The 18000-nt window shown below is 72.6% G+C and carries 14 protein-coding genes and 1 pseudogene; 8 read left to right on the forward strand and 7 right to left on the reverse strand.

Translation table 11 applies throughout. The features are described 5' to 3' along the window. Positions 1 to 100: 100 nt before the first annotated feature. Positions 101 to 526 carry an OsmC family protein gene (locus ACF1AL_RS07485; RefSeq protein WP_366836734.1) on the forward strand — a complete coding sequence of 142 codons (426 nt, stop codon included), beginning with the start codon at positions 101 to 103 and terminating at the stop codon, positions 524 to 526. A gap of 102 nt (positions 527 to 628) precedes the next feature. On the opposite strand, the gene ACF1AL_RS07490 is transcribed toward ACF1AL_RS07485, so the two are convergent. The 3 genes from ACF1AL_RS07490 to ACF1AL_RS07500 all read right to left on the reverse strand — a co-directional run bounded on the left by ACF1AL_RS07490 (position 629) and on the right by ACF1AL_RS07500 (position 3094). Next, complete coding sequence (locus ACF1AL_RS07490) at positions 629 to 1111, reverse strand: nitrate reductase molybdenum cofactor assembly chaperone (RefSeq protein WP_391825520.1); 483 nt, start codon at positions 1109 to 1111, stop codon at positions 629 to 631. Positions 1112 to 1319: 208 nt separating this feature from the next. Beyond that, positions 1320 to 2186, reverse strand: a complete 867-nt coding sequence (locus tag ACF1AL_RS07495; RefSeq protein ID WP_391825521.1) for a helix-turn-helix domain-containing protein — start codon at positions 2184 to 2186, stop codon at positions 1320 to 1322. Positions 2187 to 2260: 74 nt separating this feature from the next. Beyond that, positions 2261 to 3094, reverse strand: coding sequence for a helix-turn-helix transcriptional regulator (locus ACF1AL_RS07500; protein ID WP_366836737.1), 834 nt, complete (start codon positions 3092 to 3094; stop codon positions 2261 to 2263). A 29-nt stretch (positions 3095 to 3123) separates the two neighbouring features. Here ACF1AL_RS07500 and ACF1AL_RS07505 point away from each other — a divergent pair, with 29 nt between their 5' ends. From ACF1AL_RS07505 to ACF1AL_RS07515, 3 genes are all read left to right on the forward strand, one after another. After that, positions 3124 to 4191, forward strand: a complete 1068-nt coding sequence (locus ACF1AL_RS07505; protein ID WP_391825522.1) for an ADP-ribosylglycohydrolase family protein — start codon at positions 3124 to 3126, stop codon at positions 4189 to 4191. A gap of 338 nt (positions 4192 to 4529) precedes the next feature. Then, positions 4530 to 4835, forward strand: coding sequence for a 4a-hydroxytetrahydrobiopterin dehydratase (locus ACF1AL_RS07510; RefSeq protein ID WP_366836739.1), 306 nt, complete (start codon positions 4530 to 4532; stop codon positions 4833 to 4835). A gap of 34 nt (positions 4836 to 4869) precedes the next feature. After that, on the forward strand, positions 4870 to 5613 hold the full coding sequence (locus ACF1AL_RS07515; protein ID WP_391825523.1) for a class I SAM-dependent methyltransferase: 744 nt from the start codon (positions 4870 to 4872) through the stop codon (positions 5611 to 5613). A gap of 102 nt (positions 5614 to 5715) precedes the next feature. Here ACF1AL_RS07515 and ACF1AL_RS07520 read toward each other — a convergent pair whose 3' ends face one another. Next, positions 5716 to 8379 (reverse strand): cellulose binding domain-containing protein, encoded by a 2664-nt coding sequence (locus ACF1AL_RS07520; protein WP_391825524.1) that lies wholly within the window; start codon positions 8377 to 8379, stop codon positions 5716 to 5718. Positions 8380 to 8482: 103 nt separating this feature from the next. Next, positions 8483 to 11422 carry a glycoside hydrolase family 48 protein gene (locus ACF1AL_RS07525; protein WP_391825525.1) on the reverse strand — a complete coding sequence of 980 codons (2940 nt, stop codon included), beginning with the start codon at positions 11420 to 11422 and terminating at the stop codon, positions 8483 to 8485. A 271-nt stretch (positions 11423 to 11693) separates the two neighbouring features. On the opposite strand from ACF1AL_RS07525, the gene ACF1AL_RS07530 reads away from it, so the two are divergent. Together ACF1AL_RS07530 and ACF1AL_RS07535 are read left to right on the forward strand one after the other, a co-directional pair. Continuing rightward, positions 11694 to 13187 carry a cellulose binding domain-containing protein gene (locus ACF1AL_RS07530; RefSeq protein ID WP_391825526.1) on the forward strand — a complete coding sequence of 498 codons (1494 nt, stop codon included), beginning with the start codon at positions 11694 to 11696 and terminating at the stop codon, positions 13185 to 13187. Positions 13188 to 13218: 31 nt separating this feature from the next. Next, positions 13219 to 14961, forward strand: a complete 1743-nt coding sequence (locus tag ACF1AL_RS07535; RefSeq protein WP_391658141.1) for a glycoside hydrolase family 6 protein — start codon at positions 13219 to 13221, stop codon at positions 14959 to 14961. A 64-nt stretch (positions 14962 to 15025) separates the two neighbouring features. Here the strand turns inward: ACF1AL_RS07535 and ACF1AL_RS07540 are convergent, their stop codons facing one another. Then, entirely contained in the window at positions 15026 to 15796 is a 771-nt protein-coding gene (locus ACF1AL_RS07540; RefSeq protein WP_391658142.1) for a phytanoyl-CoA dioxygenase family protein, read from the reverse strand. Between the two features lie 137 nt (positions 15797 to 15933). Between ACF1AL_RS07540 and ACF1AL_RS07545 the strand changes: the two genes are divergently transcribed. Both ACF1AL_RS07545 and ACF1AL_RS07550 read left to right on the forward strand, forming a co-directional pair. Continuing rightward, a complete protein-coding gene (locus ACF1AL_RS07545; protein ID WP_391658143.1) occupies positions 15934 to 16827 on the forward strand; it encodes a class I SAM-dependent methyltransferase in 894 nt (297 codons plus the stop codon). A 104-nt stretch (positions 16828 to 16931) separates the two neighbouring features. Further along, a pseudogene (locus ACF1AL_RS07550) lies at positions 16932 to 17268 on the forward strand (SDR family oxidoreductase); the annotation flags it as partial. Positions 17269 to 17281: 13 nt separating this feature from the next. Here the strand turns inward: ACF1AL_RS07550 and ACF1AL_RS07555 are convergent. Further along, the gene (locus tag ACF1AL_RS07555) at positions 17282 to 17992 is read right to left on the reverse strand and encodes a glycoside hydrolase family 75 protein (protein WP_391695384.1); all 711 of its coding nucleotides are present in this window, start codon (positions 17990 to 17992) and stop codon (positions 17282 to 17284) included. Positions 17993 to 18000: the final 8 nt, after the last annotated feature.

Raw genomic sequence — 18000 nt, forward strand, 5'->3', positions numbered from 1 at the left:
TCCCGCAGGGCGGTCATGCGGGTGCGGTGCGGCGAAATGTGATCGGATGGGGTGGCACGGGAATCCCGTCTCCGACGGGACACACGCGAAAGGAAGAAACGTGGCCACCACGCGTTCCGCACACACCGTCTGGGAAGGCAACCTGCTCGAGGGCAACGGCGTCGTCACCTTCGACTCCTCCGGCATCGGTCAGCAGCCGGTGTCGTGGCCCTCGCGCGCCGAGCAGGCGAACGGCAAGACCAGCCCGGAGGAGCTGATCGCCGCCGCCCACTCCAGCTGCTTCTCCATGGCCCTGTCGCACGGCCTGGCCGGCGCCGGCAACCCGCCCACCAAGCTGGTCACCTCCGCCGACGTCACCTTCCAGCCGGGTGAGGGCATCACCGGCATCCACCTCACCGTCGAGGGCACCGTCCCCGGCCTGGACAACGAGGCCTTCGTCGCCGCCGCCGAGGACGCCAAGGCCAACTGCCCGGTCAGCCAGGCCCTGAAGGCCGTCCCGATCACGCTGGACGCGAAGCTCGCCTGAGCCCGCCCCCGGCACCCCACACCGCCGCGGACCGCCCCCGTCTCCCGGGGACGGTCCGCGCGGTCGTGTCCACGGCGTCCACAGGCGCCCCGAGCAGGACGGTCATCGGGGCACCTCCGGGCGGGCGGGCGGCAGCGCGGCGCACACGGCGTCGAGGACCGCCGCGTACGGGGTGCCGACGGCGGTCAGCCGCGCGCGCAGCTCCTCCAGGCCGTCGCGGTACTCGATCAGCAGGCCGGTGTCGCCGGTGCGGGCGGCGCACTCCAGCACCGCCGGCAGGAAGTCCGGCAGCTCCTCGCCGGTGAACTCCAGGCCGTGCGCCCGGTACTGCTCCTCGAAGCGCACCAGCGGCCGGGTGCCGCCGTCGCGCCACCGGCTCAGGTACAAGGCGTGCCCGTTCTCCGGGTCGAAGACCTGCTCGTAGTGCGCGGCGAGGTCCTGCGGGGCGGTGACGGCCGCGTGGTCGGTGAAGGCGCGCAGCTGCGGCGCCGCCTCGCGTAGCAGCGGCAGCCGGGCGTACAGGTCGTCGTCGGGGCAGGTCAGGCAGAGCGCGGCCGCCTGGTACAGCACCGTGTCCGAGGGCATCAGGTGGCCTCCTTCGGGTCGCTGCGGCCGCCGTCCGCGCCGCGTCGTCTCGGTCCGTCCAGGTGAGGTGCCGGCGTCACGCCCCGCGCCACGATCAGGTGCGGTGCACCCCCGTCCGTGGGTCCGTCACCCGCGCTCCCTTGCTCGCCCTCTGGCTCGACGCTAGGGGCGGGCGGCGGAGCGCACCCGTTCACGGCCCCCGTCCGGGCTACCCCAGCTGCTTGCGGCGGGCGGCGAGGATCTCCTGCGTGCGCTGCGCCGTCGCGGCGTGCGTCGTCAGGTGGTCCAGCACCTCCAGGTGCACGGACACCTCGCGGCGCGAGTCCAGGTAGAGCGCGCCGCTGAGGTACTCGGTGACCACCATGTCGGGCAGTTCCGGCTCCGCGAAACGGAACAGGGAGAACGGCGCGTACGTGCCCGGGTGCGGGCCGGAGGAGAACTCGGCGATCTGCAGCGTCACCTTGTCCCGCGCGCCGTACTCCAGCAGCTTGTCCAGTTGCTCCCGCATGATCGCGGGATCGTCGCCCGCCGGCCGCAGCAGCACCGTCTCGTCCATGATCACCCACAGGTGGGGCGCGTCCGGGCGCTCCAGCAGCCGCTGGCGCTCCATCCGCAGCGACACGTGCCGCTCGATCGCCGCGGGACTGCGCCGCCCGATCGTGCCGGACTCCAGCACGGCCCGCGCGTACCCTTCCGTCTGCAGCAGCCCCGGCACGAAGTGCGGCTCGTAGGAGCGCATCAGCTTCGCCGCGCCCTCCAGGCTGACGAACAGGCTGAACCAGTCCGGCAGGACGTCGTGGAACCGCTGCCACCAGCCGGGCCGGTTGGCCTCCTCGGCGAGCGCCACGAACTCCGCGGCCTCCGCCGCGCCCACCCCGTACGCCTCCAGCAGCATCTGCACATACGGGATCTTCAGCGCGACCTCGGCCGTCTCCATCCGCCGCACGGTCGCCGGCGCCACCCGCAGCACGTGCGCGGCCTCCTCGCGCTTGAGGCCCGCCGCCTCGCGCAGTTCCTGCAGACGCCTGCCGAGCACCACCTGGCCCACCGTGGGTGCGGGCCGCCGCTCACTCACGCCACGCCTCCCTCACGCGCCGAAGCAGCCGGATCACGCCCGTCAGTGTGTCACGCGTACGCATCCGGTGGGCCTCAGGTGCCCAGCGTGTGCAGGTACTTGACCGTCGCCGGGTCGGCCGGCAGGAACGTCTCGATGGCCAGCTCCGCGACGGTGACGTCCATCGGCGTGTTGAACGTGGAGATCGACGAGATGAACGACAGCACCCGGCCCTCGTGCTCGATCCTCAGGGGCAGCGCGAAGTACGGGTACGGCTCCTCGGGCTCCGCGTCCCCGGCCGTCCGCGGCGGCAGCGGGTAGGCCGCCACCTCCTCGTACAGGGCGCGCAGTTCCTCCGAGCGCTGCAGCGCGATCTGCCGTTCCATCTGGGCCAGCAGATGGCCGCGCCACTCCCGCAGGTTGCGGATGCGCGGCGCCATGCCCTCCGGGTGCAGCGTCAACCGCATCGCGTTCAGCGGCGGTTGCAGCAGCCGCTCCGGCACCCCCTCCAGGAACATCATGATGCCCCGGTTCGCCGCCCGCACCGTGTACAGCCCGTCCACCACCAGCGCCGGATACGGCTCGTAGCCCTGCAGCAGCCGCTCCATGCCGTCCCGCAGCGCGCCCAGCGCCGGGTCGTCCAGCGGGGTCTCCGGATAGCGCGGGGCGTAACCGGCGGCCAGCAGCAGCGCGTTGCGCTCGCGCACCGGCACCTCCAGATGCTCCGCGAGCCGCAGCACCATCTCCTCGCTGGGACGCGAACGGCCCGTCTCCACGAAGGAGATGTGCCGGGCCGAGGAGTCGGCACGCAACGCCAGCTCCAGCTGACTGATCCGCCGCCGCTCCCGCCAGGCCCGCAGCAGCGGGCCCACGCCCTGGCCGGCGGGGGCGGTGACGGAGGCGGCGGGACCGGACGCGACAATGGTCATACGGACGACCGTAGTCGAGGAGAGGGCCCATGAACGAGCCGTCGCAGCCGTCCTGGCAGACCGAGGCGGTCTTTCGCGCCAGAGTGCGCGGCTGTCTGCTGGGCGGGGCCCTGGGCGACGCGCTGGGCTACCCGGTGGAGTTCTCCTCCTTGGAGAGCATCCGCGCCGCGCACGGCGACCGGGGCGTCACCGGGCTCGTCCCCGACGCGGACGGGGTGATCGGCCGCATCAGCGACGACACCCAGATGACCCTGTTCACCGTGGAGGGCCTGCGCCAGGCGCACGAGCGGGAACGCGCGAAGGGCATCGGCGGCGGCGCGCTCCAGCTGCTGCGGCAGGCCTACGGGCGCTGGCTGTACACCCAGCGCAAGCCCCGCCCCGACGAGGGCAACCGCGGCCTGTGGGGCGAGGCCTGGCTGTACGCCCGGCGGGCCCCCGGCAACGCCTGCCTGTCCGGCCTCGCCGGCGAGGCCGTGCCCGACCCGCACGCCCCGCTCGGCCCGCCCGGGCCGGTCAACCCCGGCTCCAAGGGCTGCGGCGCCGTCATGCGCTCCGCGCCCTTCGGCCTGACCGGCGCCCCGGCCGACCGGGCCTTCGCCCTCGCCGCGCACTGCGCGCAGATCACCCACGGGCACCCCACCGGCTACTACGCGGCCGGAGCGCTCGCCGCGACGATCGCCCATGTCGTCCACGACGGTGATTCGATCGAGGGCGCCGTCCTGCGCACCCTGCGGCTGCTGGCCCGGCACCCCGGCCACGAGGAGACCACGGCCGCGCTGGAACACGCGCTCGACCTGGCCGCCGACGGCGAGCCGAGCGCCGGGAAGGTGGAGAAGCTCGGCCAGGGCTGGGTCGCCGAGGAGGCCCTCGCGATCGGCGTGTACTGCGCGCTGGCCGCGCCGACCGTGTCCGAGGCCCTGCTGCTCGCCGTCAACCACTCCGGCGACAGCGACTCCACCGGCTCCCTGTGCGGCAACCTGCTCGGCGCCCGCCACGGCGACATCGGCCTGCCCCACGCCTGGCTGGAACACGTCGAGGGCCGCGCGGTGATCGGCACGCTCGCGGACGACCTCGCAGCGGAGTGCACCCGCCGCTGACGTCACCGGCCGCCGGCGGCGTGTGCGGCGGGATCGCCGCGCGCCGCCGGGCGTGGTCGGCGCCGCCCACCGTCGGGCGCCGCCCGTACGTGCGCCGTCGCGCTGTCGGGCGCCGCCCGTACGTGCGCCGCCGCGCTGTCGGGCGTCCCCGTTCGCGCGCCGTCGCGTCGCCCACCGCCACGCCGTGCGCCGCCCCCTGCCACGCCGTGCGCCGTCGCGCCGCCCGTGCGCCGGGTGCGCGGCCCGCGCCGCTCGTCGCCGTGGCGGCCCTGCGCCGTCGGGCGGGGCTTGTGGCAGGCTGGTCGGGTACGCGACACCGCGTGAAGGGAGAGCGGGGCATGGCCGTCGAACCGTTGTCGCAGAAGGAGATCGAGGACCGGCTGGCCGAGCTGCCGGGCTGGTCGCTCGACGAGGGCCGCCTCGCCCGCTCCTACCGGCTGGCCTCCCACTTCGCCGCGACCGCGATGGTCATCCACATCGCCCAGGTCCAGGAGGAGCTGAACCACCACTCCGACCTGACCCTCGGCTACAACACCGTCTCCCTCACGGTGAGCACGCACAGCGCCGGCGGCGCGGTGACCGAGCTGGACTTCGAGCTGGCGCGCCGCGTCCAGGACCTGGCGCCCGGCCACGGGGCCGACTGACCGGCACCCGGACGGACGGGGGGGGGAACGGACCGTGCTGGACTACGACAAGGAAGCCGAGCGGTACGACGCCCTGCGGGGCGGTGAGCCCCGCGCGGCCGCCGCGGCGGCCGCCGTGCTGAGCCTCGTCCCGCCCGGCGCGCGCCGGATGCTGGACATCGCCTGCGGCACCGGCATCGTCACCCGCCGGCTGGCCGCCGGACGCCCCGGCCTCGCGGTCACCGGCGTCGACCTCGCGCAGGCCATGACCCGGCACGCCGCCGCCCGCCTGCCCGGCGCCGTGGTGCGCGCCGACTCGCGCCGGCTGCCGTTCACCGCCGCGTCGGCCGACGCCGTCACCAGCGTGTGGCTTCTGCACCTGCTGCCCACCGCCGAGGACGTGCGCGCCGTCGTCGGTGAGTGCGCGCGGGTGCTGGCACCGGGCGGGGTGTACGTCACCACGGTCGACAAGGCCGCCGCGCACAACGTCGGCAGCGACATCGACGCCGTCCTCGCCTCCCGGCCCCGCAGCGCGGCCCGCGACGACGCCGCCCTCGTCGAGACGTACGCCGCCGAGCACGGCCTGGTCCCGGCCGGGCGGTCCCGCTTCACCGGCCGCGGCCAGGGCCGCAGTCCGCGCCGCGCCGTCGCCGATCTGCGCCGCGGCTGGTTCGTCACCCTCCCGCCGGGCGACCCGCGCACCGAGCGGTACGCGGCGCGGCTGGCCGAGCTGCCGGACCAGGACCGGCCGCGCCCCGACCCGGTGTTCACACTGCGCGCCTTCCGCAAACCGGCGTAGGCCACCCGGTCCTCTGAACAGGCGGTGTGCATCCCCTGAGCACCACAGGGCGCGGGCCACGACGGCCCGCGCCCCTCGGGCGAGTACACACCTGATAAAGTGTCAGGTCACCGCGCAGTTCCGGTCGCCGAGCGTGAAGGCGGACGGTTTCCCGTTCGCCCCCGACCAGCTTCCCGTGAAGCCGAAGTTCACGGACGCGCCGGCGGCCACCGTGCCGTTCCATCCGGTGTTCGTCGCCGTCACCGCCGCGCCCGACTGCGTGGAGCCGGCGTTCCACAGCTGGGTGATGCGCTGCCCGTCCGGGAAGGACCACCGAAGCGACCAGCCGTTCCACGCGGTCGTCCCGGTGTTGGTCAGCCGGACGTCGGCCTGGAAGCCGCCCGCCCACTGGTGGGTGATCGTGTACGTCACCGTGCACGCGCCGGCCGGTGTCGGGTCCGGGCCGCCGTCGCTGTCGGAGACGTCGCCGTAGACGATGCCCCGGCCGTTCGTCGAGACGTACACCCGCCCGTAGACGCGGGGATCGCCGGTGATGGCGGCGCCGGTCCAGCCCCACTGGTGGGCGTCGTCGTTGATCCGTGTCCAGGTCGCGCCCTGGTCCGTGGAACGGAAGATGCCGCGCACCCCGCCGATCCGCGCGCTGGTGTACAGGGTCTGGTAGGTCGCGCCCGGCGCCGCCTTGCCGAAGCCGATGGTGTCGGCCTGCTCGACACCGGTCAGCTTGGTGAAGCTCGCGCCGCCGTCGGTGGAGTGCCACAGGCCGTAGGGCCCGTCCGCCGCGCCGCCCGCGAGCCAGATGTCGCCCCGGGTCCCCGGCAGCGCCTTGAAGCGCACGCTGTCCCCGGCGGGCAGCCCCTTCGCGGCCGACGCGGTGAACGTCGCTCCGCCGTCGGAACTGACGTAGAACACGCCGGACTTGAAGCCGTAGAAGGTCTTCGGGTCGACGCGGTCGGACTCCACGACCGCCCCCGCCGGGATACCGGCCGACGCCGCCCACGACGTGCCGAAGCCGGTCGTGTACTGCACGCCGGTGCCCCGCGGGCTCCACACGAACCGGCTGCCGTCCGCGGCCGCGGCCACGGTCCCGCCGCCGCTCACGCCCGCCGGGTCGGTGCCGCCGAACCAGGTCGCCCCGTCGTCCGTGGAGAACGCCACGTGCGGACCGGAGTCGAGGTCGCCGACGCGCACCACCGTGCCGGGCCGGGACTCGGCGAAGTCCAGGCTGGTGGTCGTGGTGAAGTTCGGGGAGGTGTACATCATCGCCGGCACCTTCGTCAGGTCCGTGTGCCGGAAGCCGCCGATGTCACCGAGCGCACTGAACAGCTGCGCGTCGCCGGACGGGGGAGCGGCGAGGTCGTTGACCGCGGTCTCCTCCAGGCCCCGCACCATCGGCCGGACGGTGAACGTGGCCCCGCTGTCCCACCGCGTGAGGTCCTCGGTGCCGTAGATCGTCGCGCCCGTGCCGTACATCATGCGGTCGGAGTCGAACGGGTCGATCTCCAGCGCCTCCGTCATCCAGCCCAGCTTGGGCGTCTGCTCGGGCGGCGCGGGGCTGGCGCCCCAGGTGAGCCAGGGGGAGGAGGACACGTCCATGGTGTAGCGGTTGGCGCGGTCCGGGTAGGAGGTGTAGTCCCACGCCTTGGTCCAGTGCGCGCCGCTGTCGGTGGAGCGGAAGATCTGGGTGTCCGGCCACCAGGAGCTGTACCCGGTCGCCATGACCGTGCCCGGGCGCTGCCGGTCCACGGTCAGCCCGCTGAAGCCGAAGGAGGTGTCCGCCTCGGCGACCGGGCTGATGTCGGTCCAGGTGCCGGTCGCGGTCGCGTACCGCCACAGCCGGCCCTTGCCGCCGTCGTAGGGGCCGCCCGTGTCGCTGTAGGCGAGGTACAGGTAGCCGTTCGCGGCGTCCAGGACGCCCTTGTGGGCGAGGTAGCCCGTCGGCTGGCCCGGCAGCCGCTGCCAGGTGGCGCCCGCGTCCGTCGACCGGTACACGGCGTTGTCCTTGTCGGCCACGCCCACGTAGAGCGTCTTCGTGGCGCTGCGGGCCGTCCCCGTGGACTCGTCGAAGGTGACCCAGACGATGCCCTGGTTGTCACTGGCGTACCCGGAGGTGTCGTTGGGGTCCTGCCGGTAGGTGCCGGCGTTGGGGAAGTTCGTGACCTGCGACCAGGTGACGCCCGCGTCCGTGGAGCGCCACAGGCCCTTGCCGCTGGGCGCGCCCAGGTACAGCACGCGGTTGTCGTGCGGGTCGACCGCGAGCCGCTCGCCCATGCCGCGGCCCGGCATGTTGCCGCCCAGCTTGAACGGCAGGTCGCTCTTCTTCCAGGTCGCGCCCCGGTCCGAGGAGCGCAGCACGGCGCCGTTGCCGGGGTCCCAGTCGTTGGTGTAGGTGCCGACCGCGGCGTACACCCGGTCCGGGTCGACGGTGTCGGTGGCGAGGCCGACGACCCCGGTGTGGCCCCAGTCGTCCCAGCCGACCGAGTCCAGCAGCGGCGTCCAGGTCTTCGTCGCCTGCTCCCAGCGGTAGGCGCCGCCGATGTCGGTGCGGGCGTAGGCGAGGTTCTTCTCCGAGTGGTTGAAGACGATGCCGGGGACGAAACCGCCGCCGTCGATGCGGACGTTCTTCCAGGTGTAGGCCGCGGCGGCCGCGGCCCGGGGGGTGGCGGCGGACGCCGCCCGCGGGGCGTCGGCGGCCAGTGCGGGCGGGGCCCCGGCCAGCAGGGCGGCGGCGAGCGCGAGCACGGCCGTCCGGATTCGGGTTCTTCGCACGGTGGGGTCCTTCCTTGCCTTGCCGGTCAGGAGGGCGTGAGAGAACCGGGCGGTCCCCCAGGGAGGTGGGGGGACCGCCCGGCGTGTACACGGAGAGCGGGGACTATTCGAGAAGCTCCGCGTACGAACCCATGGCGAGTGCGATGTCCGCCTGGGCCCAGAACCGGTGGTACGTGAAGACCGGCGCCGCGCCGCCCTTCAGATAGGCCTCGATCTTCGACCAGGCCGGGTCGTTCTGGTAGAAGGAGCGCAGGGAGGCGAAGGTCGACGAGGAGTCGATCTTGTCGCCGTTCGGCATGGTGCCGCTCCAGCCGCTCGGCACGTACACGCTGTCGTTGAACCGGCTGTAGTCGGCGCGGGTCTCCGGAACGGCCACACCGAGCGCGTCCTGGTGGTTCTTCCACATGCCGTCCAGCAGGGCCTTCGCCGTCGACTTCGCCTGCGTGTCACCGGACTTGGCGGCGTAGTACGTCAGGGTCTTGGCGTACGCGGCGGCCACGCCGACGTCGTCGGTGTAGTCGGCGACGGTCACGTGCAGGCCCGTGTTGGCGCCGGGGCTCGCGGCGTTCCAGGTGTCCGGCTGGCCGCTCCACTGGAGCGTGGAGGGGATCAGATAGGTGCCGTCCGGGTTGAGCGTGGTCTTGGACAGCGCCCACTTGACCCACTTGTCGAGGACGGTCTTCGCGGCCGCGCTGCCCGTCTGCTGGTAGTACTCGGCGACGCGCTCCATCGACCACGCCTGGAAGCCGAACCACTGGTTGGACGGCGGGTCGTGGTACACGGGCGCCGGGTCGTAGTACATGCCGTAGAAGGTCGCCGTGCCCGCCGGCGGGGTGGCGTACCGGCCCGCCCAGCTGTTGGTGGCGCCGCCCGCGATGCCGCCCTCGGAGGACTGCAGCCAGCGGTAGAACTCCAGCTGCCGGTCGAGGGACTTGGCCCAGTCGGTCGCGCCCGTGGCCGACTTGGGCTTCAGGTCGGCGTAGGAGCTGAGCGCGTACGCGGCGAGCGGGTTCTGGTAGCCGCCGTGGACATGGCTGGAGCCGATGCGCCAGGCCCAGCCGGCCGAGGTGTCGGTGGCGCCGCCCCACGCGTAGTACCAGGACAGCAGGTAGTGCGAGGCGTCCTTGCCGGTGCCGGCCGCGCAGGCGGACGGGCCGACGCAGTTGCCGATCTTCTTGAAGTACTTGTCGTACATCGCGTAGCGCAGGTAGTCGCCCATCTTGGCGGCCTTGGAGACCGTGCCGGACACCGCCGAGCCCTTGCCCTGCTGCTTGGCCCACACGTCCGCCCAGTAGGCGGCCTGCACCGCACGCGCGTCGGCGTCCGGGGCGTCGGTGTACTTCCACTGCCTGGCGTAGGAGGAGTCGCCGGTGAACAGGTCCAGATAGCCGTTCTTCCCGCCGTACTTGAAGGCGTCGCAGGTGGGCTGCGGGACGGTCTCCCACACCGACTCCTGCGGGCCGCGCTGGAAGGTGTTGATGTACGACGGTCCGGTGGCCGTCGGTCCGGCCTCGCACTTGCCGGGCTCGTTGCCGTAGCCGTAGACGTTGTCGACGTCCTGGATCCAGTGCATGCCGTAGACGTCGTCGGTGCCGTAGGCGGACTTCAGCTCACCGGCGATCGGGTCGGAGCCGACCGGCACCGAGGTGTCGAGCTTGGCCGGGTACTCGTTCGGGGTGTCGTACTCGGGCGCGTAGGTGGCCGGCTTGGAGGCGTTGTAGGACGAGTTGGTCGGCTGGTCGGCGTGGGTGGGGATCATGTACTTCTCCATGATCTCCCAGGCGCCGTTGAACTTGGACCAGTCGCCGGTCACCTTGCCGTACATCGCCTGCAGCCACAGCAGGTAGCTGTACGCCTCGGACGTGGTCTCGTGGCCCTGGTCGGGAGCCTCGACGATCAGCGTCTCGACCGAGTGGTAGGGGATGCCTTCGGGCGAGAAGTAGCCGCTGGCCGGGTTGGTGATCTTCCCGTACAGGTCCAGGAAACGGGCGTCGTACTCCTTGGTGGCGCCGATCTGCGTGACCGTCACCGAGGCCTTGGCGAGCCCGGGGGCCGTCGACTCGAAGGTGGCCGCGCCGGTGCCGGAGGCGTCCGCGGTGACCGTCACCTTCTGCGGGGTGGACCAGTTCGCCGGGGTGAAGGTGAGGGTGGCGCCGCCGGTGACGCTCAGGCCGGTGTTGCCGCTCGCCCGCGCCGTGGTCACGGTGACGTTCCCGCTGGGCTGGGTGGACAGCTTCAGCTCGTAGGAGCCGGTCTTGCCCTGCTGGACGGCCAGCTGGTTGGTGGAGGCGACCACCGACGGCCCGGCGGCGACCGTGATGCCGACCGGCGTCGAGGACGCGGACGCGCCCAGGCTGTCGTAGGCCTTCGCCACCAGCGAATGACTGCCCACGGTCAAGCCGGAGGCGGAGAGCGTGTACGGCGCGCTGGTGTCCGTGCCGAGCAGCGTGGTGTCGTCGTAGAACTCCACCTTGCTGATGGAGGCGTTGTCCGCGGCGGCGGTCGCCGCGAGCGGGACGGCGTCGCCCTGGGTGTACACGGCGCCCGCGGTGGGGCTGGTCAGGACCGTCACCGGCGGCTGGTGCGCGCCGGTGCAGGGGGTGCCGTTGACCGCGAAGGACGTCGGCGCGGTGTTGGTGCCGCTGTAGGTGAACTGGGCGCCGGTGCTCACGCCCGCGCCGGCGGCGACCGTGCCGTTGTACGAGGCGTTCTTGACGGTGATCGTCTGGCCGGACTGGCTCCAGGTGCCGTTCCAGCCGTTGCTGAGCTTCTGGTTGCCCGAGTAGGCGTAGGTCAGGGTCCAGCCGTTGATGGCGTCGGTGCCGCGGTTGGTGAGCGTCAGATCCGCGGTGAAGCCGGAACCCCAGTCGTTGGTCTTGTAGTCGACGCTGCACTGGAGGGCGGCCGCGTGCGCGGTCGTCGCGCCGCTCGCCAGCAGGGACAGCGGCAGCGCGAGGGCCGCGGCGCCGGCCGTCCACAGCCGTCGCGCGGCTCTGCGACGGCGGGGCGGGGGACGCAGGGCGTTCGTCGGTGGGGGACTCATGGTGCTGGTTCCTCCTTGCGGCTCGGGGTGTGCGGGCTCGGAGAGGTCAAGGCTTGAACCAGTGGGAGCGCTCCCATGGTGGGGATCCGCTGAGGGAGCGTCAAGATGCTTGAAGAGTCGAAAAGATTCGACGAGGGCCGCCTTCGAAAATCCGCGCGGGCCCTCTGGTCAAGCCCCGTCGCGTGGCGCTACCTTCCCTCGCACCAGTGGGAGCGGTTCCACCCAGTCGGCGCGTGTGTCACGACGTGCCCGGTCTGCAAGGAGTCGCTCGATGAGACACCCCCCGCACCCCCCGCGTTCAGGACTTTTAGCCGTAGCCGGCGCGATCGCCCTCGTCACCACCGCGGTCGTCCCGGTCGTCACCGCCCAGGCCGCCGCCCCCGCGTGCACGGTGGAGTACTCCGTCACCGGTCAGTGGGACTCCGGCTTCCAGGGCGGCGTCAAGATAACCAACAACACGTCCGCGCTGAGCAGTTGGCGGCTGACGTTCGACTTCCCCGGCGGCCAGAAGGTCACCCAGGGCTGGAACGCCCAGTGGTCCCAGTCCGGTACGACCGTCACGGCGGGTAATGAGAGCTGGAACGGCGCGCTCGCCACCGGCGCGAGCGTCAGCGCCGGCTTCCTCGGCTCCTTCACCGGCACCAACCCCGTACCGACCGTCTTCAAGCTCAACGGCACCCCCTGCAACGTCGACACCGAACCGACACCGCCCCCGACCGATCCACCGCCCACCGACCCGCCCGGCACCGGCACGGCGCCCGCCCTGCACGTCGCCGGCACCCGGCTCGTCGACGCCGACGGCAAGCCGCGCCGGCTGCTCGGCGTCAACCGCTCCGGCGGCGAGTTCATGTGCGTCCAGGGCTACGGCATCTGGGACGGCCCCGTCGACGACGCCGCGATCCGGGCGATCGCCGACTGGAAGGCCGACGCCGTCCGCATCCCCCTCAACGAGGAGTGCTGGCTCGGCCTGCCCAACGTCAAGCCGGAGTACGCGGGCGCCCACTACATCGGCGCGGTCAAGGAGCTGGTGGACCGCGTCAAGGCGCACGGCATGACACCGATCGTCGAACTGCACTGGACCCACGGCCAGTACACCGGCAACTCGGCGGGCTGCTCCGACGTGCACGCCACCTGCCAGAAGCCGATGCCGGACGCGCAGTACTCCCCGTCGTTCTGGTCCTCGGTCGCGAGCACCTTCAAGGACGACCCGGCCGTCGTCTTCGACCTGTTCAACGAGCCCTACCCGGACCGCGCCACGTCCACCACCGCCCAGGCCTGGCAGTGCTGGCGGGACGGCGGCACCTGCCCGGGCATCGGCTACGAGGTCGCCGGCATGCAGGACCTGGTCGACGCGGTGCGCGCCACCGGCGCCAGGAACGTGATCATGCTCGGTGGTCTCGCCTACTCCAACGACCTGAGCCAGTGGCTGACGTACAAGCCGGCCGACCCGGCGGGCAATCTCGCCGCCGCGTACCACGTGTACAACTTCAACGCCTGCGCCGGCGAGAGCTGCTGGGACTCCACGCTCGCCCCGGTCGCCGCCCAGGTGCCCCTGGTGGCGGGGGAGATCGGCGAGAACACCTGCGGCCACTCCTTCACCGACCGGGTCATGAAGTGGTTCGACGACCGCGGCCTGTCCTACCTCGGCTGGACCTGGAACACCTGGGACTGCTCCTCGGGTCCCTCCCTCATCTCCTCCTACGACGGCACGCCGACCGCGTACGGCGTCGGCCTGCGCGACCACCTGCGTGCCCTCACCCCGTAACCCCCTCTCACAGAGAAGGAAACCCGCACCCATGAGTCGTACGAGACTTGCCCTGATCGCCGCCCTGGCGCTGACCGCCGGGTCCGGTGCCGCCGCGCTCTCGGCCGGCACCGCCGGCGCCGCGGCCGCGGCCGCCCCCTGTACGGTCGACTACAAGGTGTCCAACCAGTGGGGCACCGGCTTCACCGCCGCCGTCACCGTCACCAACAACGGCGCCGCCAAGACCGGTTGGTCCCTGAAGTGGACCTACGGCGGCGACCAGAAGGTCAGCAACGCCTGGAACGCGAAGGTCACTCAGTCCGGCGCCGCCGTCACCGCCGCCAACGAGTCCTACAACGGCTCGCTGCCCACCGGCGGTTCGGCGAGCTTCGGCTTCCAGGCGACCTACAGCGGCAGCAACGCGGTCCCGGCGACGTTCACCCTCGACGGCGTCACCTGCAACGTCGACGGCGGCGGCACCCCCACGCCCACCCCGACCGACCCCACTCCCACGCCCACCGACCCCACGCCCGACCCCACCGGCCGGGTGGACAACCCCTACACCGGCGCCAAGGTGTACGTGAACCCCGAGTGGTCCGCGAGGGCCGCCGCCGAACCGGGTGGCAGCCGCGTCGCCAACCAGCCCACCTACGTCTGGCTCGACCGGATCGCCGCGATCAACGGCGTGAACGGCGGCATGGGCCTGCGCGCCCACCTCGACGAGGCGCTCAAGCAGAAGGGCTCCGGCAACCTCGTCGTCCAGCTGGTCATCTACGACCTGCCCGGCCGCGACTGCGCCGCCCTCGCCTCCAACGGCGAACTCGGCCCGAACGACATCGACAAGTACAAGACCCAGTACATCGACCCGATCGCGTCGATCCTGTCCGACGCCAAGTACGCCGGTCTGCGCATCGCCACCGTCATCGAACCCGACTCCCTGCCCAACCTGGTCACCAACGCCGGCGGCACCAACACCACCACCGACGCCTGCGTGACCATGAAGTCCAACGGCAACTACGAGAAGGGCGTCAGCTACGCCCTCGACAAGCTGGGCGCGATCCCGAACGTCTACAACTACATCGACGCCGGCCACCACGGCTGGCTCGGCTGGGACACCAACCTGGGCCCGTCCGCCCAGGAGTTCTACAAGGTCGCCACCAGCAACGGGGCGAGCGTGAACGACGTGACCGGGTTCGTCGTCAACACGGCGAACTACAGCCCGACCAAGGAGCCGTACGTCAAGGTCACCGACAGCGTCAACGGTCAGACCGTGCGCCAGTCGAAGTGGATCGACTGGAACCAGTACGTGGACGAGCAGTCCTTCGCCCAGGGGCTGCGCGACAAGCTCGTCGCGGCCGGGTTCAACAGCAACATCGGCATGCTGATCGACACCTCCCGCAACGGGTGGGGCGGCACCGCCCGCCCGGCCGGCCCCGGCCCGCAGACATCGGTCGACGACTACGTCAACGGCGGCCGCACCGACCGGCGCATCCACGTCGGCAACTGGTGCAACCAGAGCGGTGCCGGTCTCGGCGAGCGGCCCACCGCGGCACCCGCCGCCGGGATCGACGCCTACGTGTGGGTCAAGCCGCCGGGGGAGTCGGACGGGGCCAGCTCCGCCATCTCCAACGACGAGGGCAAGGGCTTCGACCAGATGTGCGACCCGACCTACGCAGGCAACGCGCGCAACGGCAACAACCCCAGCGGGGCGCTGCCGAACGCCCCGCTGGCCGGGCACTGGTTCTCCGCCCAGTTCCAGCAGCTGATGCAGAACGCCTACCCGCCGCTGCCGTAGCGGCACCGCCCGACCGCCCGGGACCGGCAGTGGGGAGCCGGCCCCGGGCCCGCCACCGCCGGGGTCAGGCCTCGCGGCCCAGGCCCCGGCGGATGGCGAACTCCACCGCCGAGTAGTCGCCGTCCGGCCGCTCGAGGCACACCGGCTCGGCCGGGTGCAGCGGCGGCTGCGCCAGGAAACGGGGCCGGGTGCCGTGGTGCGGCTGGGCGGCGTGCACCAGGAACGGATGGCACAGATAGACGTCGCCCGGCCGCCCCGTCGCGTACGCGAGCGGCCGGTGCGCCGAGGCGGCGTCCACCAGCGGCCCCAGCTCAAGGAAGGAGGCACCGTCCTCGCCGTACGGCTCCAGGACCGCCGGCACGTCCAGGTGCGAGCCGACCCTGATCCGGGTCGGCGAGTCCGCCTCGGTGACCTCGCTGAACAGGAACAGCATCAGCAGCGCCCGGTCCCGCGAGCGCAGGTTGGTGTGGTAGTGCTGCGCGCCCCCGGGCAGATAGCTCGCCTCGATGTGCCAGCCGGCGTCGTCGGGCTCCTCCTCGTGCGGGAACCGCAGCGGGAACGTGCCGAGCGAGTACCGGGGCTGCCAGCGCCCCGCCCCGACGAGCAGGTCGAACGCCTCGTGCAGGACGTGCGTGTTGGCCGCGGCGGCGAACGGCCCCTGCGCCATGCCGCCCACCCACACCACCGGGTCCTTCCAGGTGGCCGGGTCGTCGGGGTCGTAGCCCGTCTCCCGCCACAGCAGCCGCGCGCAGTCCTGCGCCACCCGCGGCGGCACGGCCTGCTCGATCTTCACGAACCCGTCCCGTACGAACCGTGTCACTGCCTCGTCGTCCACCGCGCCATGGTGGGCGAGCCGGCGGGGCGCGCGCACCTCATTTTCCGGTGCGCGTTTTTGCCGTCCCGGCAACAGCACTGGCCGTGCGCCGGTGCGTCGGCGCACGCTGGCGGCAACCGGACGAGAGGCTGACCACCATGGCACACGAGCACGACCACCACGAGCACCCGCACGGCCACGCCCACGGCACCGACATCGACTGGGCCGAGATGGCGGCGTACCTGGAAGCGGAGGCCGAGCTGTTCACACCGCTGTACGAACGGGCGCTGGCCTGGCTCGGGAAGGAGGTGACCGAGCCGGGGCTGATCGTGGACGCGGGCAGCGGGCCCGGTGTGCTGTCGTGCCTGTTCGCCGAGGCGTTCCCGGGCGCGCGGGTGGTGGCCGTGGACGGCTCCGCCGAGCTGCTGGAGCGCGCCCGGGCCCGCGCCGAGCGCACCGGCGTCGCCGACCGCTTCTCCACCCTGGCCGGGGAGCTGCCCGAGGCCCTGCAGGAGCTGGACTACCCGGCGGACCTGCTGTGGGCCAGCCGCTCCCTGCACCACCTGGGCGACCAGCGGGCCGCCCTGGCCGCCTTCGCCGAGCGGCTGGCCCCCGGCGGCACCCTGGCCCTTCTGGAGGGCGGGCTGCCGGCTCGCCATCTGCCGCGCGACCTCGGGATCGGCCGCCCCGGTCTGCAGGCGCGCCTGGACGCGCTGCTGGAGGACCGCTTCCAGCGCATGCGGGAGGAGCTGCCGGGCAGCGTCTCGGTCACCGAGGACTGGCCCGCGCTGCTCACCGCGGCCGGTCTGAAGCACACCCGCACCCGTACCTTCCTGCTGGACCTCCCGGCTCCCGCGCCGGACCGGGCGCGCGCCCATGTCGCCACCTTCCTCGGCCGGCTGCGCGAGACGGTCGGCGAGCACCTGGACGCCGAGGACCGGGCCACCCTGGACCGCCTGCTCGACCCGGACGACCCGGCGAGCGTCCACCACCGCCCGGACGTGTTCGTCCTCGCCGCGCACACCGTGCACACGGCGGTCCGGCCGTACTGACCGCACGGCTTCCCGGGGGTGTCCTTGACATCGAGTGCGCTCCAACTGATGGACTCCCGCTCGTTCACGAACGGACGAGGAAACCTGGGGGCCTGTCATGACCGCTGGTCGGCAGCGTCGCCGGGTTCGTCAACACGCCGGGCAATCTGTACGGGGCGACCATGGGGGCACCACCCGCTCGAGCGAAGCCGAGAGTGGGGGAGGGCGGTGACGGGGCTCGCGGAGAACACCCGGCGCCAGGTCACCGAGTTCGGCGTCGGGGTGACGCTGGTGGCGCCGGGCCGGGTGGAGACGCCGTTCTGGGAGTCCTACGGCAGCCTGCCGCCCGGCCGGCTGCTGACCGCCGGCCAGATCGCCGACTCGGTCGTCTGGGCGATCCGTCAGCCGGCCGGGGTCGATGTCAACACCGTGGTCGTACGGCCCGTCGGGCAGCCCAACTAACTTCCGGCGCCCGTCAGTTGTTCGCGACGAACTCCTTGGCCAGCCGGTCGCCGAGGGTCACCGCCTCGCGGTGGCTCTCGATGGGGGTGACCTCGGAGTTCGTGAAGAGGATGTAGGTCACGGGGCCGTCGGTGCCGCCGCGCGCCGGGTCCGGGTCGATGCCCAGGGCCTCGGCGGCGGCGTAGGAGGCCTCGCCGATGATGTTCTTCGGGCCGAGGTCGCCGACGACCGCGTACTCCACCTGGTCGTCGCGGACGATCGCGACCACGCCCCCGCCCTTGACGCCCGCCGCCCGGTAGTCCCAGATCTCGCTCGGGACGGGGACGACGACGTACGGCAGGCGGTCGGCGCGCAGCGCGCGGCCGTCCGACTGGTGGAAGGCGGTGTCGTCCTGGAACCAGGGGTCGGTCTTCTTGCTGCACCGGGCGGTGGGGCGGCCGTCGCAGTCGATGTCCATGTCGGCGGTGAAGTACACCGCGCCCTTGGCCCCGCACACCGGGACGCTCGGCTCCTTCTCCTGGTCGGTGCGGTAGGTGCCGTGCGAGACCTGCTTGCAGGTGCGCACCTTGGCGAGCAGGTCGGCGGCGGGGACGGAACCCTCGTGGGCCAGGGCCGCGCCGCGGCCGGCGAGCGCCGGGAGGGCACCGGCGGCGAGCAGGGCCGCCGCGGCGGCGGCGAGGGCGAGGCGGCGGCGTCGGGTACGCGCTGGGGGAATCGGGTGCACGGGTCAGG

This window comes from Streptomyces sp. NPDC014801 (genome assembly GCF_043082085.1).
Taxonomy (GTDB): Bacteria; Actinomycetota; Actinomycetes; order Streptomycetales; family Streptomycetaceae; genus Streptomyces.